This window comes from Corynebacterium sp. H113 (assembly GCF_037572315.1).
Taxonomy (GTDB): domain Bacteria; phylum Actinomycetota; class Actinomycetes; order Mycobacteriales; family Mycobacteriaceae; genus Corynebacterium.
In genome coordinates, this window is record NZ_JBBHKZ010000002.1 from 1 (window position 1) to 25,347 (window position 25,347).

Consider the following 25,347-nt stretch of genomic DNA (forward strand, 5'->3'; position numbering starts at 1 on the left):
GAAGGTGGCGCTTGGGTGTTTCCTTTTCTTTCTCCCCCCCCCCCCCCCCCCTCCCCCCCCCCCACAACTGTAAACAAGCACGTAAGATGGGGGTCATGGAGCATCCTGCGTATAGCCAACTGCGTCCCATCACCGATTCTGTAGGCGTTGTACTGTGCCCGAACCCGAGCTACTCATCGCTCGAAGGCACGAACGCATACGTAATCAAGGCGGAGGGGGATAGTCGTTGCATTGTCGTTGATCCAGGTCCGGAAGACGAGGGCCACTTGAATGTTTTGCATCGTTACGCTGGCGACGTTGCGTTGATTCTGCTCACGCACCGTCACGGCGACCACGCCGATGGCGCAGATCGTTTCCGCCAGCTCACCGGTGCACCAATTCGCGCGGTCGACTCGCGCTACTGCTCAACTGGGCAGGAAGTACTGCAAGATGGCGAGCGCATCGTTATCGATGGCATCACCCCTCAGGTTGAGGTTGTGCTCACCCCAGGTCACACCGCAGATTCGGCTTGCTTCTTCATTCATACGGGCGCTGGCGAAGATGATGTCGAAGGCATCATGACGGGCGATACCATCGCTGGTCGCCACACCACCATGATCTCCGAGACCGATGGCGATCTTGGTCAGTACATGGAAACGCTCAAGCTTCTCGACGAGCGCGGAAAGGGCATCCGCCTACTCCCAGGCCACGGTGCCGAGTTGCCGGACATCACGGTAATGACTCAGAAGTACATCGAGCGTCGTCAGCAGCGCCTCGACCAGGTTCAGGAAGTGCTGGACAAGCTGGGTGAAGATGCAACGATCAACGAGATCGTTGACGAAATCTACACCGATGTTGACCCAGTACTGCGCCACGCTGCAGAGCAGTCCACGCGTGTTACCTTGCGCTACTTGCAGAAGCAGAACGCGCAGTAGTTTTTGGGTAGTGGCCCCGTCTGTGGGCTGGATAGCCCGCTGATCACGTAAAAAAGACCTCCTTCGGGAGGTCTTTTCGTATTCAATGGGTCGTATTAAAGGGTGCCAGTGTTTCGCAGCCTAGTCCCGGTAGGCCTCAGTGCCTCGGTTCAGCCACGCGTAGACACCACCGATGAGGAAGCCACCGCCGATGATGTTGCCGACCCAGACGAATACCCAGTTGATGGACACGGCAGCAACAGTCATATTCGCAGGTAGGGGATCTACCGAGAACGCGGTGATGGAAAACAGTGAGAAGTTCGCAATCACGTGCTCCAAACCGAGGCCTACGAAGATCGCGATCATCGACAAGATAGTCAGGAACTTACCTGCGAAATCCTTCGCAAACATCGCGCCGACCACACCCATGTTCACGACGAAGTTGGCCAGAACCGACTCGACAAGGAGTTGAAGGACATTTTTGTTGAGTTTCACTGAGGTCAGCGTCGTAAAGAGATTTGCTGCGTCGAGCCCAGCGAACCTCGCCGAGAACGACAACATGAAACCAATCAGGGCAGCGCCAACCAGATTAAACAAGGTGCAGATGACGATGCTGCGGAAAGCAGTGCCCCACGAGACGTACTTGTTGGAGGCACCGTAGGTCATGAACATCATGAGTCCGGTCGCCAACTCCGCACCCAGAATGATGATGGAGTAGAGGCCGAGGCCAAAGAGCATGGCGAAAGTAATCGCGCCGAGGCCAGGCGCCAAGGATTCAACAGCATTGCCGACGATCCCCGCGAATGCTGTGCCCAACGTCAAGTACGCGCCAGCCAGGATCGATCGCACTGCAAATCGTGGAAAATCCTGATCAAGCAGTGCGGTCTTCTTAACTACGGCAGCTTCAATGGACTGGTTGAGGCTCATGGTGCTCGCGTTTCATGCGTCGGCGAATCGGTTGTCTAGCGATTTCTAGACTAGTAAGGGAAAACCGCAAAAATATAACCGCCGACATTCCGCAGGGGGAATGCGACGGTTACTGTGGCGTTGCCGATTAGCGTGCGCGACGAGCCAAACGCTCGGTGTCGCAAATCAGAACAGACTTGCCCTCAATGCGAATCCAACCACGATGAGCGAACTCGGCAAGTGCCTTGTTCACAGTCTCGCGGGAAGCACCGACCAGCTGAGCGATCTCTTCCTGCGTCAAATCGTGGTTCACGCGGAGGTTCGTGCCCTCCTGGATACCGAAGCGGTTAGCCAGCTGAAGCAGAGCCTTTGCGACGCGACCCGGAACATCAGTAAAGATCATGTCTGCCAGCGAGTTGTTGGTGCGACGCAGACGACGAGCGAGCATACGCAGCAGCTGTGCAGAAATATCTGGGTGAGCTCCAACCCAGGTGTGCAGCTGGTCGTTATTCATCACGGCTGCGGTGACCTCAGTGACACACACTGCCGACGACGTACGTGGGCCTGGATCGAAGATGGATAGCTCGCCGAACATATCGGATGGACCCATGATGGTCAGCAGGTTCTCGCGACCGTCAGCGGAGTGGCGGGCAAGTTTCACCTTGCCCTCGATGATGATGTACAGGCGATCGCCTGGTTCACCTTCGTTGAAGATCGTGGTGCCACGAGGAAAGCGAACAGTCTCCAAATCATCGAGAAGAGCCTGAACGGCATCCGGGTCGACTCCCTGGAAGACACCGGCGCGGGAGAGAATCTCCTTCACATCGTCCACTGCTGTTTTCTCCTTTTCTTTAGGCATGCGTAGTCTGCGTGCACCGCGAATTGCGCACAGCAAATACACACCCGGAATCTGCAGCAATCCGCATTTACGACAACCCACATTAAATCTGTGACGAACCCCACTCTAGAGGAAATCCCGAAACCATGTGTATTTAGATGGTTTTTGTGTCCCTCCACAGTCCACCCGCATGACCTGGTAAACGACAGTGAACAGCTCCGGACGATCCCGTCGGAAGCCCACTCGATAGGATCAGGACATGGCTAGCGGGGCAGCACATAGTGCGGTGGTGAATGGTGGGCGTCGTCGTAAAGTGGGCGCACATCCAGCAGCGAAGGGAAAAGAGACGCGCTTAGGCATGGTGCGACGCGCCCGTCGTATTAACCGTGCGTTGGCAGTGGCGTATCCCGATGCGCATTGTGAACTGGACTTTCGCAACCCGTACGAGTTGGCAGTGGCCACGATCCTGTCGGCGCAGTGTACAGACGTGCGGGTGAATCAGGTGACTCCGGTGTTGTTTGCAAAGTATCCAACCCCAGAAGCGCTGGCTGCCGCAGACGTCCGTGACGTTGAGGAAATCATCCGGCCGACGGGTTTCTATCGGGCGAAGGCGGGCAACATTATCGGTTTCGCGGAAGGTGTCACGGCACGCTTCGCTGGGGAGGTTCCGGGGCGGCTGGAGGATCTTGTTGCGCTGCCGGGTGTCGGTCGAAAAACCGCCAACGTGGTGTTGGGGAATGCGTTTGATGTGCCGGGGCTGACAGTTGATACGCATTTTGGTCGTATTGTTCGGCGATGGAAGCTCACCGAAGAAGAGGATCCGGTGCGAGTCGAGCGCGAGATCGGTGACATCATCGACCGCAAAGAATGGACGATGTTCAGCCATCGTGTGATCTTTCATGGTCGGCGCGTCTGTCACTCCCGAAAAGCTGCGTGCGGAGCCTGCTTCCTCGCCTTCGAATGCCCCGCCTACGGGATCGCCGGTCCGACTGAGCCTGATGTGGCCGAAAAGTTGATCAAATCCGGCGACCGGGAATGGCTACTCGAACTAGCAGGGTTGACCCAGCCACCACATGTTGAGTAACCAATCCATAATGTGAATAGTTAGATCCTAGGCTTCCGAGCCCCTCGCTCGACCTTCTCCGTCAAAATCCGCCAACCCTTCGAAGACCCCCTGAACTGGAATAGATGCACCATGTCAACCGATCCACTCCCAACTAGCGTTCCCCGAGTTTCCGGCAGCAAGTCGTCTCTCATCGCGCTCATTGTTGTTGTGCTCGGCACGATTGCGATCATCGGCGCAGCCATCTACTTCACGACGGGTGGCAACGATTCTCAGCCCGCTTCCAGCGAGGGACTGGGCATGGAGCCGAATTTGCCTGTTGAGAACGTCGCAAAGCGTCCTGAATGTCCAGCTGGAGATGACCCAGAAGCACTTGCCGCGAAGGCTGAGCTGAACCCGGAGAGCCCACTGGCGAAGGTCTCGCTGCCGTGCCTGGGTGCACCAGAGCAAGGTGAAATCAACCTGGGTGAGGCGCTGGCTGGCAAGCCCGCCGTGATCAATGTGTGGTCATGGAATTGTGCGCCATGCCGTGAAGAGATCCCGTTCTTGCAGCAGTGGGCAAAGGACAACCCGGATGTGCACGTCGTGGGTGTTCAAGCAGCGACCAGCGAGGGTCGTGGTGCTGCGTTCCTGCAAGAAATCGACACTGACTTTGTTTCCTACCAGGACAGCCTGGACACAGTTGGACCAGCTCTTGAGTTGCCACGAGTGGTGCCGGTGACGGTGGTTGTGCGACCGGATGGCACCGTCGCAAAGGTTTTCCCGCAGGCGTTTACAACAGTCGAAGAATTCGATTCGGCTGTACGCGGCGCGCTTGGTGATGCTTAATAGCAGTTATGGACATGGAGGCACATTTCTACCGCGACGAACCTACCGGCACGACACCGGCGGGGTTACGTGTACCCAAGTGGATGCTGCCGATTGTCGATGACAGTCATCGCGTGCCGACGAGCTCCGAGGACCAATTGGAATCGCTGCGCAGAGCATCGTCGACGCTGGATACTCCTCTGGAGCGGCCCAATATGTCAGCTGTACTGGTGTTGCTGAGCGGGTGGTTTGATGGGCATTCGTTGCCGGCTGACGCCTCGATAGTTCTCATGCACCGCGCGACCACGCTGCGCAAGCATGCTGGGCAAATGTCGTTTCCGGGTGGGCGGATGGATCCGACGGACCGGGACCCGGTGCACACAGCGCTGCGCGAAGCCGAAGAGGAAACCGGGCTTGATGCGCGAACTGTCACGCCACTGCGGGTGCTCGATGCAATTGACATTTCGCGTACCGGTTTCGCCGTGCATCCAGTGCTGGCGTACTGGCACGCGCCACATCCGCTCACAGCGGTTGACCCCGCTGAGACGGATGAAGTACTGAATGTGCCAATTCGAGAACTAATTGACCCGGCTAACCGTTTACAGGTTGGGTACGGGAATTGGTCCGGGCCTGCATTCCGCGTTGCTGACTTCATTGTGTGGGGATTCACTGGCGGAGTGCTGAGTCATCTTCTCAATATCGCTGGTTGGGCGGTACCGTGGAATGACTCAGAAGTACATAATTTGCGGGAGACACTGGAAGCTTCCGCAAATGGTGAGGCCTTTGGCCTGGGAGGACAACTTCGATGACACTAATGGCGACGGTCGCCGCAACATCAACAGGATCGTTTGTTGATGTACTTCTCATTGGTGTCGTAGTTCTTGCCATGTGGATCGGCTGGAAGCAGGGCGCAGTGGCAGCGTCACTGGCTATCCTCGGTGTCATCGCTGGTGGCGTGCTCGGGTTGGAACTTGCCCCGCATGCAATGAAATCTGTTGCAGGCTCGCTGCCGAAGCTCATGGCTGGGCTGGCGTTGGTGCTGATTCTCGTGGTCATCGGCCATTCTGTGGGATCCGTTGCTGGCCAATCGATTCGCAATAACTTGCGTTCTCCGACGGCTCGTGGTGTCGACTCTGGTTTCGGAGCTGTCGTACAAACTATCGCAGCGTTGCTCGTGACCTGGCTCGTTGCTGTTCCCATGGCAACTGTGGTGCCGGGGTTTGTTGGTGAGCAGATTCGCGAATCTCGGGGTCTCAACATTGTGGATGCGCTTGCCCCGGACTCCATGAATGGGCTGGTGTCTGACATTCTGCGCAGCCTGAATCAGAACGGCATGCCCGTCATTTCACCAAGTTTCGGCGATCAACCTCAGATGGAAGATGTGCCTGCTGACCCAAGCGTCGTCTCGCAGGATGTCGTCGACGCGGTTCGTCCGTCCATCGTTCGCATCATGGGCGAGGCGCCACAGTGCCAGCGCCTGTTCCAAGGAACTGGCTTTGTGGTGGATGAGGACACTATCGTCACCAACGCTCACGTTGTCGCAGGTGCAGAAACTATTCGCCTAGAGACGGTCATGGGTGTCGTCGATGCCGATGTCGTTCACTTCGATCCTGTCGACGACGTCGCGATTCTCCACAGCTACCAACTAGGTTTGCCAGCGGTCGAATGGGCAGACGCGCCCGCATCGGATGGCGATGGGGCTGTGGTCCTCGGCTTCCCAGAGTCTGGGCCGTTCAAGGCTATCCCTGCTCGCGTTGAGACAACACTAACTATCCGTGGCTCCGACATCTACTCACAGGGACGGCACGACCGTCAGTCGTATGTGCTGCGTGCCGACGTTCGGCACGGCAACTCTGGGGGCCCACTCATGACGCCGGAAGGAAAGGTTTTCGGCCTTATTTTCGGTGCGGGACTGAACTCCGAGGAGACTGGTTACGCGCTGACTGCTGTAGAAACACGGGAACACATTGAGCAGGCGAAGGACCTGACCACACCAGTGGATACGGAAGAGTGCGTGGAGCAGTAGCGCTCGGCGTGGGTGCTGGCGCTAGTGCTCGAACGTTTCCATTGCCGTACCGATTGCTTCGGCAATAACCTCCGGGGCTTCCACCGGAGGGAAATGGCCGATATTAGGCAACAGCAGCGGATTAGCCACGTCTTGGCCACCGCCCGCGATCAATTGGGCGCGCTGCAGCGTTTCAGGCGACAAGGACGCTTCTAGGAGCCTTTTCGGCGTCGATTGGTCTAGCTCGCCAGCGATCAATTGGGCCTCAGGCAATCCAGCTTGGTTTAGCTCCGCCAACCACCGCACCAATCGAGGTGGCCATGGCTTTGTCCACCAATCAGCGTGCTGCAATGCGGTGGACAATGCACCAGAAGCCAGAGACAGTCGCATCAGGTCAGCAGTCTCGGCGCCTAGCTCCGTATCAGCGAAATTCGCACCTTCTGGGGTGATTCCGGTCCGAGCCATGGAATGAGTAACCATGTCTTCAATACGTTGCTCGTTCGACGTCGAGGGGCCCAACAAGCGACGGCCAATCCGACTAGGGAAGCTTTGGCGACCTGTCCGTCGCAAAGTAGAGCCCACAATCGTCCGCGACTCGCGCGACCACGGCTTGCTCTTCATTTCGGCAACCCACGCGCGCGGATGCACCGCACCGCTGAGAATCAACGAATCAATGAGCTGCGGATGCCGAGCAGCCAGAGTCCAGGCAATCCACGAACCCAAACCATGCCCGACGACGATCGCCTTCGTGTGGCCCATCGCTCGAATAAGGCCAGCCGCATCTTCAGCAGCGATAACAGGGCTGTACCCATTCGGGGTGCGGTCCGACGGTGCGTAACCGCGCATGGAGGGGGCGACGGCGTGAAAGGGATCGTCGGCAAGCAAAGCAAGCACACGACGCCACTCGAACCAGCCACCAGTAGATCCGTGGAGGAAAAGCACCATGGGATCAGACATGGCCCCGCATTCAGCGACGTGAAGCCTTTGGCCCCGGACATGCACCATGCGGTGCGACCAGGGGCCGGGGAGCAAAAGATCGTCTGAAAACGAGGCCATGGAGAAAAAGCTTAACGGAAGAACCTACAAGTGAGGCTTAGGTGTACATTCCGTTCTTGTTTACTGCGACTGCGTCAGCGGACTTGGAGTTCGGAATAACCGTCTTCAAATCCTGGACAGAGTCGATGGTCTTCTGCGGCTTCTTGACCGACTTGACCTTCTTCAAACCAATGAGCGCACAGACACCAGCGATGACCAGCATGATGACGAAGACGATGAGGAAAGCAGCCCAACGTGGCAGCCACTCAGAGATTAGCTCGGCAAGGAAGAAGAAAAAGAAGAACGACGAGTACAGTGCAACAACGCCCGCTACCGCGAACAGTGCGCCACCGATGCCACCCTTCTTAGCCTCTCCAGCGAGTTCGGCCTTAGCTAGCTCGATCTCTGAACGAACCAGGGAAGAAACCTGCTCGGAAGCAGACTGAACTAGCTGGCCAATGCTAGCTTCGCCCTTTGCGTGAACATCAACATCGCTCAATGGGATGGAGTTAACGCGTGGTGCATCGGTCGGGCCTCCGTTAGTGAATAGACCATTGTTCTTGTCGCTAGTCACGTGCGTCCTCCTGCGAATTTTGTTCGTAACTCTGTGCGTAATACTACCTATCATTGCGCGTCTGGCGCGTTCAGGATGTGCATCTTAATGATTTTGATATGAATCTGCCTCTGCAAGCACCGTTAACCTTTATCGTTGAATACATGAATTTGGGTACTCCAGGCGGCACAGGTTCGGGTCCGCGAGAACTATCGATCACCAGCGTGCGTCACCTGTCTGGTGGTGCCGAAGGCACCATCAAGCAGCACGGCCAAGCCGAGCAGAAGTCGGAGCCGGGTGCTACGAACGATCCGCTTGCACCGCTCATGGCACTCGACGGAGTAGCCGAAGCCGCAGAATCCGCGGCAGCAGCGATTTCTGCAGTGCACCGCCACAAGGCGAATCTGCGTAAACACAATGTCACCGGCTCTGAATCTGTATTGCGCGGTGCCCGTGCCTCGGCATGGCTTGATGGTGGCGACCGCACTTTGCCTGATGACGGCACCGTCACTGACCCAGTTCTCTCTGCCGCTCTGCGCGCTGCGGATTCCATTGCTCCAGAGGCCATCAACGAAACCATTCGCGTCTGGCAGCGCGCTCCAATGCAAGTTTTGGCACGACTTGCTCTGGTGACATCCAACGCCAACGTCGCCAGCGATTACGACTCCGCCACTCGTTCACCGCTGGGTCGCCCAGTGGGGGATGATCGCCTTTCTGCCGCGATGAAAGAACAGCGCCTGCACATTCTCGGCGATTTCATCACCGGAGGTAGCTCTATTCACGGCGCGGTGCTCTCCGCGATCGTGCACGGAGAGTTGCTCTCGATGCGCCCGTTCGCCCAAAACAACGGCATCATCGCACGTGCTGCATCTCGCTTGACGACGATCGCCACTGGCCTTGACCCACGAGGACTCGCAGTTCCCGAGGTCTATTGGACACGCCACCGCGACAAGTACGAAGCTGCGGCCGAAGCCTTTGCGTCTGGAGAGCCAGACGGTGTGCGCGAATGGATCCTTCTGCACATCGCAGGGCTGGAAGCAGGCGCCGTGGAAGCACGCGGAATTGCCGAAGCTGTCTAGGAAGTAGCTGCTCCTAGGGCAGAGCAGAGACTAAGAGTCGGTGTTGCTTGGACGGGAACGTCGCAAAGCAAATCCGACAACGATTGCCGTAACAAGCGCAGTTACTACCGAAACAGCAGTGACGCGTTGCGATGAGGTCTTAAACAGCGGTTCCGGATTGTGGAAGTCGCGGATCGGCCAGTTGCGTTCCGCAGCGAGCTTGCGCAGCGCCTTGTCTGGATTCGTCGCCATGGGATAACCGACGGTACTCAGCATCGGTTCGTCTGTGATCGAATCAGAGTAGGCATAGCAATAGTTCAGGTCATAGCCGTGAAGCTTGGCCAGACGCTGCAGCTCCGCAGACTTATTGCCACCACGGCAGAAGAAAGGGACAACCCCGGTATAGATGCCATCTTTGACCTCAAGCCGGGTGGCAACCGTACGCGGAACACCGATTGCAGCAGCGATAGGCTCCACGAGTTCCTCCGCAGATGCGGAAACGACGTACACATCGTGGCCAAGACGCTGATGATGCTGAATGAGCTCGCGAGCCTCCGCATACACATACGGCGAAATCACCTGGTGAAGTGACTCTTCCGCAATCTTGCGAACAGTCTCGGCCTTCCAACCAGTAACCATTGCCGACAGCTGATCGCGAGCAGCTTCCATCTGATCGTGATCGTGGCCCTGGGAAATATACAGCGCCTGGCTCAGCGCCATTTGCACTACGCCCGAGGTACTGAGCAGCCCAGATTCATGGAATTTTTTGTTGAACGCGTAGGCCGAACTCTTCGCAATAATCGTCTTGTCCAAATCAAAGAACGCAGCGACACGACGACGCGCTGGAGCCGGAACAGCAGACTGCTTCCGTCGCGCCGACTGACCTGATTCGTTCTGATAGCTCACGCCCCCGAGCATAGCGACAAAGACGGATGACAAACCACGCAAATAGCTGTTGGCAGACAGTGAGGTTTATGTCATACTGACCCTGGTTGGCCCCGATATACTGTGTGGCCGCCCCCAGCTCGCCCCCCGATGCTGGGTTGATGCCTCGCGCCAATCCCCCCCCCAGGCGCGAGGCGTCTTTTTATGCTTTTGGCTAGGGGGCTGGCGTTATCCACAGTTGGATGGTTGTGCACAGATGACGGTCGTCGTGAAGCTTTCGCGGAGCACGGCTTACCCAAACCCAGCACAGTGTGAGCCATGCACAACGACACGAATGCACATCCAATCGTGGTGGCAGCCGCAGACTCAGCGTTGGCCGAGGAAGTAGCGACAGTTATCGCTGCAACAGGCCGAACCATGGTGACAGTGACCAGGGTGAATCCAACCGATGCTGCATGGAGGCGAGCTCCAGCGGTCATTGTGGACATCGAGGCTGCGGAGCAATTGACGGAGTGCGAATCGGAGCTGGGGGATTCGTTGTTCGTGGTGCATCTCGATGGGGAGGAACCGGATTGGGATCTGGCAGCGGATGTAGGAGCCTCGGCGGTGATGGCACTGCCATCGTGTGGTGTGGATTTGGTGGAAGAGCTGGGTAGGTGTGATGTGCCTGTGGCAGCTCCGAAAAGCCGGCCCACGTCCTCGAAGATTGGCAGATCTCCGCGTCCGGCCTTGCGCGCGACGTCACGCCGGGGACGCGCCCTCGCCATCGTTCCGGCTGTTGGCGGCGCTGGCGCATCGGTCGTCGCGGCGGCCATGGCAATGGGAGCGTCGAAAGAAGGCCCGGCGATTCTCGTCGATGCGGATCCGTACTCGGGTGGCGCTGACCTACTTGTAGGTATCGAGCACGTCCCCGGTATTCGCTGGCCTGACGTGCGAGCTGAATCGGGTCGGCTCGATTTCACGGCGCTCATGGCAGCACTCCCACAGATCCCTGCTGGACCTGCGGTGCTTACAGGCAGCCGATCGCGTGACGACGACGGCTGGACCATCACTGAAACCGCAGTCGCATCAGTCGTGGATTCTGTGGTGAGCACAGGCGGGACGGCAGTGGTCGATGTGCCGGGGGCGGAGTGGCTGGATGAGGACGTCGTGAAGCAAGTCGACTTGGTTGTGCTTGTCGTGCCGTTGACTGTTCGAGCTGTGGCAGCGGCCAGTCGTTGTACGACGCTGTTGCAGTCGATGGGTACGGAGGTGGTGGCGGTGACGCGAGGACCATCGTGGGGTGGGGTAACTGCAGCTGATGTGGAGTATGCGACGGGGCTGGAAGTCATAGCGGAGCTGCCGTATCTGAAGAGGCTGGCTCGGGAGATTGAGAACGATGGGTTGGGGCGGAGTGCGGGACGGCTAATCCGAGAGTTAGAGCCTGTGGCGGAGCGGATGGGGAAGCAATGACGGATCTGAAAGATGACCTTCTGGACCGAGTCCGAGGACGCTTAGCTGATCTGCCCGTCGGCCTTGATACTGCAGCTATTGCGCGTGCGGTACGTGAAGAAGCGGGTGGAGTAATTGCTGATGCGCAGTTACTAGGCATCCTTCGAACAATGCGCGACGAACTATCCGGAGCAGGAATTTTGGATCCACTGCTGCGTTTGCCCGGTGTGACGGATGTCCTGGTTACTGCACCCGACAACGTATGGATTGATCGCGGAAACGGCCTGGAACTCACCGACGTGAAATTTCCGGATGACACGGCGGTTCGCAAACTCGCGGTCCGTCTTGCCAGTGCATGTGGACGGCGCCTGGATGATGCGCAGCCTTTCGTTGACGGGCACATGCCCGCCAGGCGAGGCCACACCGGCGGTGCCGTTGGCGTGCGCGTTCATGCGATGCTGTCTCCACCTGCAGCCACGAACACTCTGATTAGTCTGCGTATTTTGCACTCGGCGAATCGTGGATTGGCAGATCTCGTCGAGCGAGGAACAGTGCCCGAGCGAGTCGGTGAGGTGTTGCGGGGGATCGTCGAGAAGCGAGTGTCGTTCGTCGTTGCTGGTGGCACAGGTTCCGGTAAGACGACGCTGTTATCAAGCTTGCTTGCAGAGGCTGGGCATCATGAGCGAATTGTCATCGTTGAGGACACCCCGGAGTTGCTGCCGGCGCATCCGCATGTGGTGAAGCTGGTCGCGAAGCCACCCAATGTGGAAGGTGCTGGTGAGATTACCCAGCGAGATCTGTTGCGGCAGGCACTGCGAATGCGCCCTGATCGGGTCATTGTTGGTGAAATTCGGGGAGCAGAGGTCGTGGATCTGCTGGCAGCACTCAATACTGGCCACGATGGTGGCGCTGGCACCGTGCATGCCAATCGAGCTGTCGATATTCCTGCTCGCTTCGAAGCACTGGGAGCGCTCGGCGGACTATCCCGCGATGCTTTGCACGCGCAGCTTCGACCTGCATTGCGCGTGGTACTCAGCGTTGAGCGCGTTAGTGCAGGCTCGGGCGTGACGACGAGGCGGTTGGCCCATATCGGAGTACTCGATGGAAACCCGATCCGGGTACGGACTGCGTGGAATTTCATGGACGGGGATGGCGAGGCGATGGGCGTGCTGCGGTCGCTACTGGGCGATGTCACCGGGCCAACGTTGCAGGTAGTGAGGTGACGGGTGTCTATTTTCGGGGTGTCTGGCGTAGATTCTGCGACCGTCACAAGCTGCCTGGTACTGGGGGCAGGAGCTGTCGTTGCGTGGCCGGAGCGGTCTCCGCGAGTACGGCTACCAGAGTTGTGGCACCTTACTCGAGAAACCTCGGGAGCGAGTGCATTGGTGGCAGTCGCGAAGTGGCTGGCGATCCCCGCGGTGCTGTGCGTCATTTGGGCAGGTGTCGCGGTTTCTACCGCTGCTGTGCTGGTGGGCTGGACAGCGTTGACGTTGTATCGAGAGCAGGGGGAAATTCGTCGAAAAGCGGAACACGATGCTGCGTTGGAACGTGCTCTGGATGGGGTTGTCGCGGAGTTGCGGGCCGGAGCCAGAGTGCAGTCAGCACTTCGTGAATCCGGGGCAATGAGCCACGAGTTGGCTGCCAGCGCGGCATGGAGATTGGCTCAACACCATGGGCTTCCGCTCGCCGACATCCTCGACCGTGCGAAGGACGATGTCGCTGCCCGGCGCGCACATTTCGCTCGCACATCGGCAGCGCTTGCTGGGCCTCGCATGACGATGCTCATTCTCGCTGCATTGCCAGTCTTCGGACTCATCCTTGGGCAAGCATTCGGTGCCGAGCCACTGCGCTTCCTGCTGGGCAACGCGGGCAGTAGTGGGCTCGCTGGGATGGGAAACATCGTCCTGGTCACGGGTGTCTTCCTCACCTGTGCGGGTCTGTTGTGGAGTCATCGAATTCTTTCGACAGCGGAGGGGACACCATGATCACTGCACTTCTCGTCGCCGCTGTTGCCGTTGTGGTGCTGCCTGCCCGCGATTTCAGTACCCGTTGCCCCGAACTTGTATCTGGTTCTGCCACTGCCGATACGGATGCAGCCACGGCGCTCCGCATTCACATCGTGCTCCTGCAGACCATTCGACGGGCGCTCCCTGCCCGGCTGGACGGTTGGATTACGGTGAAGCGTGCAGACAGAGCTCGTCGTCACGCAAACCCCGCTGCCTTGCTTGAAGCAGCGACAATCCTTGATCTGGTGGCGGCGTGTGTAAAAGCAGGCATGACGACGTCCGCCGCTATCCATGCAGTTTCACTCCATGCATCACCGCGATTGGGAGAGCCACTGCGGGCTGTGGCAGGGCGACTGGCGCTTGGTGCGCCGGGGGTCTGGGAGCCACTGATCGGAGTAGCGGAGTTCGCGGAGGTCGCCGTGATTGCGAAGAGGTCGATAGATTCGGGCACCGCTTTGTCGGAGGGGATCGAGCAATTGGCAGCGTCGCATAGGCGAGTGGCGGGCGACGCGGCCGAAGCTATGGCAGAGCGTGCAGGAGTGCTGATCGCGGGACCGTTGGCCTTATGTTTCCTCCCCGCGTTCGTGGCGATCGGGCTCGTGCCCACCATCGCTGGGCTTGCCGAAACCATGTTCAGCGACATCGTCCCAGGTGGTGGGTGACGTGGCACAGCGACAGCGGGCTCCACCACAGCACGTGAGGGGAGTCAATATGCCGGCGTCGATGCTGAGCAAAGTCGACGCTGAGAAACGAAAAACACCATATTCACAATCTCGAGGGGGAGATTTCCATGTCTACGATCCAACCACTGAACACCGAACCAATCCGCACCGAGCCCAGCTGCGCGGAGTCGACTGCCACTGCACCCGAATGCCCACCAGTAGGTTTGCGTGATCGCATTCGCACTCGTCTGCAAGCTGCGGTCATGAATGATGACGGGATGTCCACGGTGGAGTACGCATTAGGAACAATTGCAGCCGCCGCATTCGGTGCGTTGCTGTACACCGTCGTCACGGGCGGTGATATCACCGATGCGCTGACGGGCATCATCGAACGTGCCCTGAACACGGACGTATAGCCAAACACCGGAAAGGACAAGAGCAAGAAAGGGCAGGCAGATGAGAAAAGTACGTCGTGTGCTCGCGAATGACTCCGGGCAATCAACCGTGGAGACCGCGTTCGCCATTACAGCGCTTGTGTCAGTCCTGATGATTGCATTGGCTGCCATCGCAGGCATCGCGACGTACCTCTCTGTCACCGACATCGCAGGCCACCTTGCTCGCGCCCATGCCCGCCAGGATTCCCATGCAGTCGAGGCCATGACCGGCACACTGAACTTCAACGCGACCGTCGATGTCGAACAGGATGCGGATACTGTCACCGTCACCATTTCCGTCCCACTTCAGCTTTTCGACGTCACCGCCACCGCAACAGCGCTCACTGAGTCATCGACGGCAGGTGAGGAGTGATGGTGGGGGACAGTCGTCGTCACGTAGTTCGTGCGTTAAGACATTCGGTCGGCAATGATGCTGGCTCAACGACGGTGACTGGGGCGTTCTTTATCTCAGGTTTACTGGTGCTCGTACTGGTGTGCGTTCACGCTGGAATTGGCCTGGTGGAGCATCGACGAGACTTAGTTGCCGCGGACCTGAGCGCGGTAGCTGCGGCAACTGCGTTGATGGCTGGGCGCGACGCGTGCGGGGTGGGAGAGGAGATCGCTAAAAGGAATGGCGCGAGCCTCGACGAATGTGATGTCGATGGGGTAGACGTACAGGTTCGCATTGCTAAGGCGCGAGCCCGAGCAGGGCCAGCGGCTACTGCTCCAGAGCAGAGATAGGTAGGTCGTGATCGTGTGCCCAACTAATGACCGACTTCAGCTTGCGAGTTCGCAGGAAGGCGGCGAGGGTTTCGCGGTCGTGGGCACCGGACGAATCGGTGAGGCGCTGCGCGAAATGAGGCTCTAGCGCAGCAACTGCGACGTGGCCGTCGGCTACTTCGTAGATGCCGTAAAAGTCAGTTGTGTCACACAGCGGGCCACCCGGCGCGGTCAGTCCGTGGCGGTGAGCTGCAGCGGCATCCTGGGCACCTTGCTTCAAACCGATTCGAGCGCGACCACCAGAACCGGTGCGTGAGCGGCGGAAAAGCAGGCCAAGAGCTGCAGTTACGGCGTTCTCGCCGCCCATCGTGTCCGCCAAGAGGACAGCTGGCATGGCTGTCGGGCTGAGCAGACCTGATTCGGCCTGATAGGTGAGGTCGTGGCCAGGCTGCTCGGGATCTGCAGAGTCACCAACGATCTCGACATGACACAGGTGTGGCATGCGGTCGGCTGCATCGGCAACGCCCATTCGCGCCAATGCCTTCGGGCGAACCGACGTGATCAGCACATCTGCGTTGTGCAGAAGCTCATCTAGCTGAGCGCGCCCCTCGGCGGACTTCGCATCGATGGTGATCAGCTCACAGCCATCGTTGAACTCGTCGTACCACGCCGGACTTGCTACCTGCACAATGTCCGGGGTGGGGGCTAAAACTCGAGTGACCTTGGCGCCCATGTCCCGCATTCGCGCAGCGGCCCATGGGCCAGGCACGTTTGCCGCCATATTCACGACATGGATGCCTTTGAGCGCATCGGTTGGAATCTTGTCGGCCGAGACATGTGGGCGTGCAGAATCACTGGTGTTGGTCATGGCAGTAGTGTAACCCGCATCACAGTGTCGAGGTGTGGGGATTCGGAAGCGAATTGCCTGGTTTAGGGGCGAATTGCCTGGCGCGAACGATAAGGCGCGGCCCCAGAGCTACGCCTGTCCTACGCCAGGGCCTCCACCAAGCCAGACAGCACCTTAATAGCTCCAGCCTTATCCAGCGGCTCATTGCCATTTCCGCATTTCGGCGACTGAATGCATGACGGACATCCCGCATCGCATTCACAGGACTTCACCGCATCACGGGTCGCACGTATCCACTCAGTGAATGCCTCGTAGCCTCGATCAGCGAAGCCCGCACCGCCCGGGTAGCCGTCATACACAAAAACTGTGGGTTGAGCAGTGTCGACGTGCAGGGCCGTCGATACGCCACCGATGTCCCAGCGATCACACGTCGCGATGAGCGGCAACATACCGATCGCCGCATGCTCAGCAGCGTGGAGCGCGCCGGGCGCATCTGCAGCCGATACCCCCCAGCGACGCAGCACCGTCTCGGTCAACGTGTACGCCACCGCACGAGTTTCCAGGCGTTGAGCCGGATAATCCAGTTCGACAGAATCGAGGACGGTGCCGTTCGGGAGTCGTCGTAAGTAGGAAGTCACCCGGTTGAACACCTCTACCTGCGTCGACGCAACCTGAATGCCAGGTGCGATCTCCTTCATCGCGTCGACGTCAAGAATACGAATGTCAGTGTCCATGCGCGAATGCGTGGACCACTCGGGAACCTCGGGATGAATGACAGCAATGCGCTCGTCGAGGTTCAGCTCATCGACCACGAAAGACTCGCCACGATGCAGATACACAGCACCGTCGTGAACCTGCTGCATCGCCTTCGACATATCAATCGTGCCCAGCAGTCGCCCATCCGTGCCGTCCACTATGGCGATCTCCGGGCCGTCACCACCGCGCACGTTCACCGCTCCGTGAGCACTGGCAATACGTGGCCCCTCGTCACGATCGGTCGGGAAATACGTCATCTCCGACTCCTCACGAAGGCCCGCCCGGCGACACCGCAGCCAACCCTTCGCCACCATGTCATCCGCAATATCCAGCGCACCCCACTGCAGCAGTTCGCGCTCGCCAAGCGGCTTTTCGACGGCCGCACAGTACAGGTGACCCCACACCACATGGGGATTGAGTGGGTCGAACACAGTCTTCTCGACAGGTCGCCCCAACAGCGCCGATGGATGATGAGCAAGGTACGTATCCATCGGATCGTCACGGGCAACCATGATGACCAGAGCGCCTTGACCTCGTCGGCCAGCCCGTCCAGCTTGCTGCCAAAATGAGGCAACCGTGCCGGGGAACCCTGCCTGAACCACGGCATCCAGCCCACCAATGTCGATACCCAACTCCAGCGCATTGGTCGTGGCAACTCCGAGCAAGTCGCCATCGTCCAAGCGCTGTTCAATTTCGCGCCGATCTTCTGCGAGATAACCCGCGCGATACGACTCCACACGCTGTGCGATCGATGCCTTGCCTGTGCGTTCTAGGCGTTCCCGGACTCCAAGTGCAATGGTTTCAGCACTGCGCCTCGATCGAGTGAAGGTGAGCGTGCGGGCACCGTCAACAAGTAAATCGGCCATGATGTCTGCAGCTTCCACCGGTGCTGGTCGACGAACCGGTGCCCCATTTTCACCCTCCAAGTCAGGTAATAGCCCTGGCTCCCACAAGGCAATGGTGCGGGCACCGATCTCAGCGCCATCCTCGGTGACAGCTTGCACTGGGTGTCCGATGAGTCGAGTTGCTTGATCTGCGGGATCGGCAGTGGTTGCAGATGCGAAAACGACGGTAGGGGCAGCGCCATAGTGAGCAGCAAGGCGCAGCAAGCGCCGGAGGATTTGGGCAACGTTTGCTCCAAAGACGCCTCGGTAAGCGTGACACTCGTCGATGACCACGTATTTCAGATTCCTTAGCAGGCGTGCCCAATACTGGTGCCTTCCCAAGATGCCAATATGCAACATATCGGGATTGGTGAAGACCCAGCGGGCATCTTCACGTACCGCGCGACGAATATCCTGAGCAGTGTCCCCGTCGTAGCTGGCCACAGCAATAGGAGCAACGGAATCAGAGATGCTGGGGCGAGGAGCGTCGAGAAGTTCCGTTGTTAGCTCGCGGGCATTCGCGAGCTGGTCAGCACCAAGTGCCTTCGTCGGCGACAAATACAGCGCAGTTGCAGTGGAGTTGAGTGCCAAGTCAGTCAAGACTGGCAAGAGATATCCCAGAGACTTGCCCGACGCAGTGCCCGTGGCAACAACACAATGCGTACCTGAGTGAGCCAGTTCCGCAGTCTCCGCCTGGTGAGTCCAGGGTTTCGCAATTCCTCGCCCGTTGAGAACATGAACCAGCTGGGGCAACACCCACTCAGGCCACGGAGCCGTGGTGCCTTCGCGACCAGGAAGATCCGCAATATGGGTCACCGTTGACCGGGGATGCGACGAAATGATCGGAGTCAGCAGTTCGCGACCAAACGACACCGAATGCTCCTTTCGTACTTCTCGCATGCCTTGCACGGGGCGCTGTGCGGGCGGCTTGGGGGTGGAAAGTTCGTGTTAAGTGAAAAAAGTTTTCGATGAACAAAGTGACCTGAAAAACCACGCTCACGGACTGATGTTCCAGGCCAGCGCCTTGCCGAAGTAAATTACAGTAGACAGATTTGTCGCCCGCTCCGGGGGTGAAGCCTGAAAATAGTAGCACTGCTCATACTGAGAAAACGCTCGACAGGTGGCAGACTACATCTCGTGACGTTGTCGAGCCAGGCAGCGTGATTTACAGCAATTTTAAAGAGGTATTTTTTATGGCACAGGGCACCGTTAAGTGGTTCAACTCGGAGAAGGGCTTCGGGTTCATCGCCCCAGCTGACGGAGGCAACGATGTCTTCGTTCACTACTCTGAAATTCAGGGCAATGGTTTCAAGACTCTTGAAGAGAACCAGCCAGTTGAGTTCGAGGTTGGCGAAGGCCAGAAGGGCCCACAGGCTCTGAACGTTACGCCACTGTAAACACAGGCAACGTACTTCAAAGACAAACCACCCGCACCTAGATCTCGCTTAATTGCAAAGATCCAAGGGCGGGTTTTTTGCGCCCGAGTGTGGGAGAATATTGGGTCACGATTCGTCGTAAAGCTAAGTAATAGAGGAATAACCGAAAACGCACATTCTCCCCCTAACGTGCATTGTCTGTACGAGTTGTGTGTACGGTATTCCTTTAGATTGCCGAAACAGTTCGCATATTCGAGGAAAACTTGGGCGAGTGTTTCGCAATAAACGCAATGGTCGGTGCCGCACCTGCGCTGACGCCATTCACACAAGGTAATGGCAACAGGTGGACGGAGCCGGCGTAATCCTTCCAGTCCGCGAAAGTTGCAGGGTAGTTACCAGGTGGCAGAGAACAACGGCATTAAGCGTCTCGTGATTGTTGAGTCACAAACTAAGGCACGCAAGATTCAGCCTTATCTTGGTGATGACTACATCGTCGAGGCATCCGTCGGCCACATTCGTGACCTCCCACGCAGTGCAACGGATATCCCCGCGAAGTACAAAAAAGAACCGTGGGCTCGTCTTGGTGTGAATGTAGACAAGGGCTTCGAACCTCTCTACATGGTTAGCCAAGACAAGAAGAAGAAGGTCGCTGACCTCAAAGCCAAGCTCAAGCTTGTCGACGAGCTATATCTCGCAACAGACCCTGACCGCGAGGGTGAAGCCATTGCTTGGCACCTGCTTGAGGTGCTGAAGCCTAAGGTGCCCGTGCGCCGAATGGTTTTCCACGAGATCACGAAGCCAGCGATTTTGGAAGCAGCCGCGAATACGCGTGAGCTGGATCAGAACTTGGTGGATGCACAGGAAGGTCGTCGTATCCTCGACCGCCTATATGGCTACGAAGTGTCACCGGTGCTGTGGAAGAAGGTTATGCCACGACTATCGGCTGGGCGTGTGCAGTCCGTGGCAACCCGCGTGATTGTCGAGCGCGAGCGCGAGCGCATGGCGTTCCGTTCCGCTGAGTACTGGGATGTCGAAGCAACTCTCGATACTGGAATTGATTCCTCAGATCACACGGAGGTTCGTGAGTTCACTGCGCGCCTGACTGGTGTCGATGGCTCTCGTGTCGCTACCGGCCGTGACTTCGATGACCGTGGTCAGCTGAAGAAGCCAGAGGGCATCACCGTTGTCGACGAGCCTATTGCTAAGGCAATCGCTGAGGGGCTGGCCCAGGCCGCTTTGACGGTGACGTCGGTGGAGGAGAAGCCGTACACGCGTCGCCCGTACCCACCTTTCATGACTTCGACGTTGCAGCAGGAAGCTGGTCGCAAGCTGCACTTCACGTCGGAGCGCACCATGCGAGTTGCGCAGCGACTGTACGAAAACGGTCACATCACGTACATGCGTACAGACTCAACCACGCTGTCTCAGTCTGGCATTCAGGCTGCCCGCAAGCAGGCTCTGGAGCTGTACGGCCAGCAGTATGTCGCTGACGGCCCTCGCCAGTATTCCCGCAAGGTCAAGAATTCGCAGGAAGCTCACGAAGCTATTCGTCCTGCTGGTGAACGCTTTGCGACGCCCGGCCAGCTGGCCAGCTCCCTCGATGCCGAAGAGTTCAAACTCTACGAGCTGATTTGGCAGCGCACCGTCGCATCCCAGATGGCGGATGCGCGCGGTACGTCCATGAAGGTCACCATTGCTGGTCGCTCCGAAGCGACCGGAGCTGGCGCTGCTGCCACTGCTCGTGATGTTGAGTTTGCGTCGACTGGTCGCACGATTACGTTCCCCGGCTTCCTGAAGGCATACGTCGAAGTTTCCCAGCTTAATGACGGCCGCAACGTCGCCGATAACGCTGAACGACGCCTGCCACGACTGCAGGAAAACCAGCAGGTCGAGGCGAAGAACTTCGAGGCTGAAGGTCACTCTACGAACCCACCAGCGCGCTACACGGAAGCATCCCTGGTTAAGCGCATGGAAGAATTGGGCATTGGTCGACCATCGACGTACGCGTCGATCATTAAGACCATCCAGGATCGTGGCTACGTGTACCCACGAGGTAACGCATTGGTGCCAAGCTGGGTTGCATTCGCAGTTGTTGGTCTGATGGAAGAGTCCTTCTCTGACCTGGTCAACTACGATTTCACGTCCGAGTTGGAAGACGAACTCGACGAAATCGCAGCAGGCAACAAGGACCGCACAACGTGGTTGACGGGCTTCTACTTTGGTGACGATGTCAAGCACAGGCACAAGGGTGCCGACGCAATCGCTACCCACGGTGGCCTGAAGAACATTATCGACGTCAACCTTGAAGCTATCGATGCGCGCAAGGTCAACTCGCTGCACGTGTTTGACGACGCAGAAGGCAATCCCATTGTCGTTCGCGTTGGTCGCTATGGCCCATACCTGGAGCGTGTTCGTCGCGGAGCTGGCGAGAACGGTGCTGACGAAATCCAGCGTGCAAACATCCCGGAGGGGCTGACACCAGACGGCCTCGACCTGGAAACCGCAGAGAAGCTCCTGGCAATGCCACAGGGCGGTCGCGAGCTTGGCGTGAACCCAGCTAATGGGCGCATGATCGTCGCCAAGGATGGTCGTTATGGCCCGTACGTCACCGAACTGGTCACCGACGAAGAAAAGTCCGGGATAGAGGCGAAGGCTGAGGAGATCGTCGCCAAGGAGCGCGCGGAGGAAGATGCTCAGCGCGCGGCTGACGGCATGCGCAAGAAGAATTGGGAGACCAAGACTGCTGCGAAGCAGAAGGAAAAGCGCATCGCGGAGATCGTCGAGGAAACGCTGAAGCCAAAGACGGCGTCGTTGTTCTCGTCGATGGAGCCGTCCACGGTCACGTTGGAGGATGCGCTGAAGCTGATGTCGCTGCCTCGCGAAGTTGGTGTCGACCCCGCTGATGGAGAGCTTATTACGGCACAAAACGGTCGCTATGGCCCGTACCTGAAGAAGGGGTCAGATTCGCGTTCGCTTGCCGACGAATCCCAAATCTTCACCGTCACCTTGGACGAAGCTCGCCGGATTTACGCGGAGCCAAAGCGTCGTGGTCGTGCTGCGGCAAAGCCACCGCTGAAGCAGCTTGGCGACAACGACGTTTCGGGCCGTCCAATGTCGGTCAAGGATGGTCGTTTTGGTCCGTACGTGACCGATGGTCAGACGAACGCTTCGCTTCGCAAGGGCGATACGCCAGAGACGATCACGGACGCGCGTGCGTGCGAACTGTTGTCCGAGCGTCGTGCCAAGGAAGCTGCCGGTGGAGGCACGAAGAAGACTACGCGGAAGCGGACGACTAAGAAGTCGACGACGAAGAAGACAGCCAAGAAGGCAACCAAGCGTACGACGAAGAAGACTACGAAGAAGACTACGAAGAAGGCTACGTAGCGCAGCCACCAGCACCTGTTTTGACGATGGCACCATGTGTCACCGCACGGCACTGAGTATTTCCACACGACACCACTTATGACCGAGTAGGCAACAATTCCGGCTGTTTTTCGGCCCAGAATGATGCCTACTCGGTCATAAGTCGTTTTTAAGGCGGGAGTCGTTTAAGGCAGGCGAGCGCACTTGCGACTGTCTCCTGCCCCGCCACACTCCGGCCGCACTACACCCGCTCCCGCACCCCTTGTGGCATATCGAAAAACGATATAAAATATCGATTAACGATACATCGACATTCGATATGATCTAGGAGGGGAGTAGTCATGAAGAACGGATACAAGCGTCGCAGTAGTGACGAACATCGAAACGTAGGTGCGAGCACCTCACAAGAGCCGCTCTACATTGATGAGAAGAAGGAACACCGCGATATCCTGTCCGGCATCTTTGGTGGCGTCTTCGCTATCATCATCGTCTTTCTGTATGTGCAGGTCCCACTGTTCGACCAAAGTGTGAAGCACCCCCTAGCGCTGATGCTCGGGGATAAGGCACCAGACGGAACGATCCCGTTCGACATCATGTCGACACCAGTACTCACGATGTTCATTATCGGTCTTGCCATCGAAGCCATCGTGATCGTTGCTCTCGCACTCCTGCTCATTCAGGTGGTGCGAATTTATGCGCGCGGAGACTTCTTCACAAAGCGCAGCGCCACTCTGGTGGGCATCATGTCCTGGGTTTCGTTGGCATATTTCCTGGGCCCATTCATCGAGCATATGGCCGCAAATATGCTTGCCAGTGACCTCGGTATCGACCGTTGGTTCGATATCAGCACCACGACGGACCTTAGTTTCGGCGTCTGGTACTTGCTGTTGATTATTCTGAGCATGATGTCCGTTATGGTTCACCGAGCGGCTCGCATGCAGGAAGATCAGGAGGGGTTGATCTAGTGGGCTCCGACCCCAAAAATGCCGACGCGTTTCACGTTGACCGTAGCGTCGTCTGTCACCTCGATGAGCTCCTGGAGAGCCGCAACCTCACTCTCGTGGCTCTCGCTGAGCAAGTCGGGGTCACGCCCGTAAACCTATCGGTGCTCAAAAATAATCGTGCAAAAGCCGTCCGCTTTACGACGCTCGTTGCCCTCTGTGATGCGCTGCAATGCCAACCCGGAGACTTGTTTAGCGTGGAGTAGCTGCTTGTACAGGGCGATTACGCCCTGTCCGCGAGTGTCGGGCGGATTGGTCGCGCCAGCTGGGTCATGTGGGTACGGCCGCGCAATTCGACGGACTTCAAGGAAGTCCAACGGGCTTGTTCCTCTTCATTGGCGAGTCGGACAGTCGCTGCCGTCGCCAAGACTTGGCCTGGAGTGTCCTTCGCCAGATCGGTGAGGCGAGCAGCCTGGTTTACGGCATCGCCAATAACGGTGTATTCAAAGCGGTCGTGGGCGCCGATGTGGCCAGCAACGACTCGGCCAGCGGACACTCCGATGCCGGCATCAAGCGTGAGATCGCGGAGCTCCTGACGAAGCTCGCGGGCGGCGGCGAGAGCGTGGCCAGCGGTGTCGTCGAGAGGCAGCGGAGCGCCGAACACCGCGAGCGCAGCGTCACCTTGGAACTTGTTGATGATGCCCTTGTTCTTGTGGACGCAATCAACCACGCGCTCGAAAAACTCGTTGAGTTCACGGACAACGACCTCTGGAGGATTCTCCACTGCAAAAGTTGTCGAACCAATAACGTCAACGAACAGAACAGCGACGAGGCGGTCTTCGCCACCGAGTTCCGGCTTTTCTTCAAGGGCCTTGCGGGCAACCTCGGAACCGACATAACGACCAAACAAGTCACGTACGCGCTGGCGCTCTTGCAAGCCACGCATCATTTCATTGAAGCCGGCTTGGAGGACACCCATCTCGGAGCCGTCGTAAATAGGGACTCTCGTGTCAGTGTCGCCGCGACGAACCTGGTTAATAGCACCAGTGAGATCGCGAATAGGGTCCACGATGCTCATGGTCGCGAGAATTGTGCCGATGTAACCGGTAATGAGTGCAAGAAATGCTAGCGCAGTGAGTGCGGGGATGAGGTCTGCAACATTGTTGGTGAAGTAGCCCATTTTCTGGCCCCAGATAGTCAACAAAATGCCGACGATTGGGATGCCCGTGGTGAGTACCCATGTCTGCCGAAGTCGATGCCCAATTGGCGGTTCGAGAGAGGAATCTGGTGCGCGTCGCTTCAACGCTTCCGCGGCGACGGGACGCACGAGACGCTCGGCGAAAAGGTACGTCATCAGCGCGACCATGATGCCGCCGAATAGAGACGAGATCACCACAACAATGCCAAAACGGGGTGCCACTAGAAGCGAGATGATGCCAAAAACTACGACACCGATGCCCCAAATCGCGCCACCGAGAATGGCTTGATAAACCGGGATACGCATGACCAAGTAGCGAACTTTCGCTGGATCATGCTTCTCGGGCGCCCGCTGCCACCTCAGAATTGGTTTGAACAGCATCCATGTGGTGGCAATGCCGGTGACTATAGCGACGACGAAGTACGCAGCAAGGCCGATACCAGCGGTCAGGGGAAATTCCCGGAAACTTACCAACTCTTGAATTGGCAACAGCACGCCCAGAAACAATCCAACTGCGGACGCGCCAATGAGGTTGCAGAGGAACACGCTGGCCGCATAAGCGGGCCATGGCGTGCCTTTGAGCCACTGGAGATTCCTCCACAACCGTTGCATGCTGTCTACCTTAATCCCCCGCGCGGATTCCTTGCCACGAACGGGAAGACTGCTAGTTAATCATGATTCAGGCC

At 58.0% G+C, this 25,347-nt stretch carries 25 protein-coding genes; 17 read left to right on the forward strand and 8 right to left on the reverse strand.

Features of this window, described 5'->3' with window-relative positions:
* Window positions 1-95 precede the first annotated feature (95 nt).
* On the forward strand, window positions 96-914 hold the full coding sequence (locus WG938_RS01235) for an MBL fold metallo-hydrolase (RefSeq protein ID WP_339976758.1): 819 nt from the start codon (window positions 96-98) through the stop codon (window positions 912-914).
* A gap of 120 nt (window positions 915-1,034) precedes the next feature.
* Here WG938_RS01235 and WG938_RS01240 read toward each other — a convergent pair whose 3' ends face one another.
* Entirely contained in the window at window positions 1,035-1,820 is a 786-nt protein-coding gene (locus tag WG938_RS01240) for a formate/nitrite transporter family protein (protein WP_339976760.1), read from the reverse strand.
* A 127-nt stretch (window positions 1,821-1,947) separates the two neighbouring features.
* Entirely contained in the window at window positions 1,948-2,631 is a 684-nt protein-coding gene (glxR, locus tag WG938_RS01245) for a CRP-like cAMP-activated global transcriptional regulator GlxR (RefSeq protein ID WP_339976762.1), read from the reverse strand.
* Window positions 2,632-2,896: 265 nt separating this feature from the next.
* Between glxR and nth the strand changes: the two genes are divergently transcribed.
* The 4 genes from nth to WG938_RS01265 all read left to right on the forward strand — a co-directional run bounded on the left by nth (window position 2,897) and on the right by WG938_RS01265 (window position 6,533).
* Window positions 2,897-3,721 (forward strand): endonuclease III, encoded by an 825-nt coding sequence (gene nth, locus WG938_RS01250; protein ID WP_339976764.1) that lies wholly within the window; start codon window positions 2,897-2,899, stop codon window positions 3,719-3,721.
* Between the two features lie 111 nt (window positions 3,722-3,832).
* Window positions 3,833-4,528: a TlpA family protein disulfide reductase gene (locus tag WG938_RS01255; RefSeq protein WP_339976766.1), complete on the forward strand. Its 696-nt coding sequence runs from the start codon at window positions 3,833-3,835 to the stop codon at window positions 4,526-4,528.
* Window positions 4,529-4,542: 14 nt separating this feature from the next.
* On the forward strand, window positions 4,543-5,316 hold the full coding sequence (locus tag WG938_RS01260; protein WP_339976768.1) for an NUDIX hydrolase: 774 nt from the start codon (window positions 4,543-4,545) through the stop codon (window positions 5,314-5,316).
* A 5-nt stretch (window positions 5,317-5,321) separates the two neighbouring features.
* Window positions 5,322-6,533: a MarP family serine protease gene (locus WG938_RS01265; protein WP_339976770.1), complete on the forward strand. Its 1,212-nt coding sequence runs from the start codon at window positions 5,322-5,324 to the stop codon at window positions 6,531-6,533.
* 21 nt (window positions 6,534-6,554) lie between these two features.
* Here the strand turns inward: WG938_RS01265 and WG938_RS01270 are convergent, their stop codons facing one another.
* Both WG938_RS01270 and WG938_RS01275 read right to left on the reverse strand, forming a co-directional pair.
* Window positions 6,555-7,568, reverse strand: coding sequence for an alpha/beta fold hydrolase (locus WG938_RS01270; RefSeq protein ID WP_339976772.1), 1,014 nt, complete (start codon window positions 7,566-7,568; stop codon window positions 6,555-6,557).
* 37 nt (window positions 7,569-7,605) lie between these two features.
* A complete protein-coding gene (locus tag WG938_RS01275) occupies window positions 7,606-8,121 on the reverse strand; it encodes a phage holin family protein (protein WP_339976774.1) in 516 nt (171 codons plus the stop codon).
* A gap of 143 nt (window positions 8,122-8,264) precedes the next feature.
* Between WG938_RS01275 and WG938_RS01280 the strand changes: the two genes are divergently transcribed.
* Window positions 8,265-9,179: a hypothetical protein gene (locus tag WG938_RS01280; protein ID WP_445292871.1), complete on the forward strand. Its 915-nt coding sequence runs from the start codon at window positions 8,265-8,267 to the stop codon at window positions 9,177-9,179.
* A 30-nt stretch (window positions 9,180-9,209) separates the two neighbouring features.
* On the opposite strand, the gene WG938_RS01285 is transcribed toward WG938_RS01280, so the two are convergent.
* Window positions 9,210-10,064 carry an HAD family hydrolase gene (locus tag WG938_RS01285; RefSeq protein WP_339976776.1) on the reverse strand — a complete coding sequence of 285 codons (855 nt, stop codon included), beginning with the start codon at window positions 10,062-10,064 and terminating at the stop codon, window positions 9,210-9,212.
* Between the two features lie 297 nt (window positions 10,065-10,361).
* Between WG938_RS01285 and ssd the strand changes: the two genes are divergently transcribed.
* The 7 genes from ssd to WG938_RS01320 all read left to right on the forward strand — a co-directional run bounded on the left by ssd (window position 10,362) and on the right by WG938_RS01320 (window position 15,317).
* Window positions 10,362-11,495 (forward strand): septum site-determining protein Ssd, encoded by a 1,134-nt coding sequence (gene ssd, locus WG938_RS01290; RefSeq protein ID WP_339976777.1) that lies wholly within the window; start codon window positions 10,362-10,364, stop codon window positions 11,493-11,495.
* Entirely contained in the window at window positions 11,492-12,697 is a 1,206-nt protein-coding gene (locus tag WG938_RS01295; RefSeq protein WP_339976779.1) for a TadA family conjugal transfer-associated ATPase, read from the forward strand. Before ssd ends, WG938_RS01295 begins: the two co-directional genes overlap by 4 nt.
* A 3-nt stretch (window positions 12,698-12,700) precedes the next feature.
* Complete coding sequence (locus WG938_RS01300; RefSeq protein WP_339976781.1) at window positions 12,701-13,459, forward strand: type II secretion system F family protein; 759 nt, start codon at window positions 12,701-12,703, stop codon at window positions 13,457-13,459.
* Window positions 13,456-14,142, forward strand: a complete 687-nt coding sequence (locus tag WG938_RS01305; protein WP_339976783.1) for a type II secretion system F family protein — start codon at window positions 13,456-13,458, stop codon at window positions 14,140-14,142. Before WG938_RS01300 ends, WG938_RS01305 begins: the two co-directional genes overlap by 4 nt.
* 224 nt (window positions 14,143-14,366) lie before the next feature.
* On the forward strand, window positions 14,367-14,558 hold the full coding sequence (locus WG938_RS01310) for a DUF4244 domain-containing protein (protein ID WP_339978702.1): 192 nt from the start codon (window positions 14,367-14,369) through the stop codon (window positions 14,556-14,558).
* A 58-nt stretch (window positions 14,559-14,616) separates the two neighbouring features.
* Window positions 14,617-14,949: a TadE family type IV pilus minor pilin gene (locus WG938_RS01315; protein ID WP_339976785.1), complete on the forward strand. Its 333-nt coding sequence runs from the start codon at window positions 14,617-14,619 to the stop codon at window positions 14,947-14,949.
* Window positions 14,949-15,317 (forward strand): Rv3654c family TadE-like protein, encoded by a 369-nt coding sequence (locus WG938_RS01320; RefSeq protein ID WP_339976787.1) that lies wholly within the window; start codon window positions 14,949-14,951, stop codon window positions 15,315-15,317. The genes WG938_RS01315 and WG938_RS01320 overlap by 1 nt, the downstream gene beginning before the upstream one ends.
* On the opposite strand, the gene WG938_RS01325 is transcribed toward WG938_RS01320, so the two are convergent.
* Both WG938_RS01325 and WG938_RS01330 read right to left on the reverse strand, forming a co-directional pair.
* Window positions 15,295-16,164 (reverse strand): CoA transferase, encoded by an 870-nt coding sequence (locus WG938_RS01325; protein WP_339976789.1) that lies wholly within the window; start codon window positions 16,162-16,164, stop codon window positions 15,295-15,297. The two genes, WG938_RS01320 and WG938_RS01325, sit on opposite strands and share 23 nt — an antisense overlap.
* Window positions 16,165-16,283: 119 nt before the next feature.
* The gene (locus WG938_RS01330) at window positions 16,284-18,683 is read right to left on the reverse strand and encodes a DEAD/DEAH box helicase (protein WP_339976791.1); all 2,400 of its coding nucleotides are present in this window, start codon (window positions 18,681-18,683) and stop codon (window positions 16,284-16,286) included.
* Window positions 18,684-18,976: 293 nt separating this feature from the next.
* Between WG938_RS01330 and WG938_RS01335 the strand changes: the two genes are divergently transcribed.
* From WG938_RS01335 to WG938_RS01350, 4 genes are all read left to right on the forward strand, one after another.
* Window positions 18,977-19,180: a cold-shock protein gene (locus WG938_RS01335; protein WP_339976793.1), complete on the forward strand. Its 204-nt coding sequence runs from the start codon at window positions 18,977-18,979 to the stop codon at window positions 19,178-19,180.
* A gap of 378 nt (window positions 19,181-19,558) precedes the next feature.
* The gene (topA, locus tag WG938_RS01340) at window positions 19,559-22,543 is read left to right on the forward strand and encodes a type I DNA topoisomerase (RefSeq protein ID WP_339976795.1); all 2,985 of its coding nucleotides are present in this window, start codon (window positions 19,559-19,561) and stop codon (window positions 22,541-22,543) included.
* A 320-nt stretch (window positions 22,544-22,863) separates the two neighbouring features.
* A complete protein-coding gene (locus WG938_RS01345) occupies window positions 22,864-23,487 on the forward strand; it encodes a hypothetical protein (RefSeq protein WP_339976797.1) in 624 nt (207 codons plus the stop codon).
* Window positions 23,487-23,729 carry a helix-turn-helix domain-containing protein gene (locus WG938_RS01350; RefSeq protein ID WP_339976799.1) on the forward strand — a complete coding sequence of 81 codons (243 nt, stop codon included), beginning with the start codon at window positions 23,487-23,489 and terminating at the stop codon, window positions 23,727-23,729. Before WG938_RS01345 ends, WG938_RS01350 begins: the two co-directional genes overlap by 1 nt.
* Before the next feature lie 17 nt (window positions 23,730-23,746).
* On the opposite strand, the gene WG938_RS01355 is transcribed toward WG938_RS01350, so the two are convergent.
* Window positions 23,747-25,273: an adenylate/guanylate cyclase domain-containing protein gene (locus WG938_RS01355; protein ID WP_339976801.1), complete on the reverse strand. Its 1,527-nt coding sequence runs from the start codon at window positions 25,271-25,273 to the stop codon at window positions 23,747-23,749.
* Window positions 25,274-25,347 lie beyond the last annotated feature (74 nt).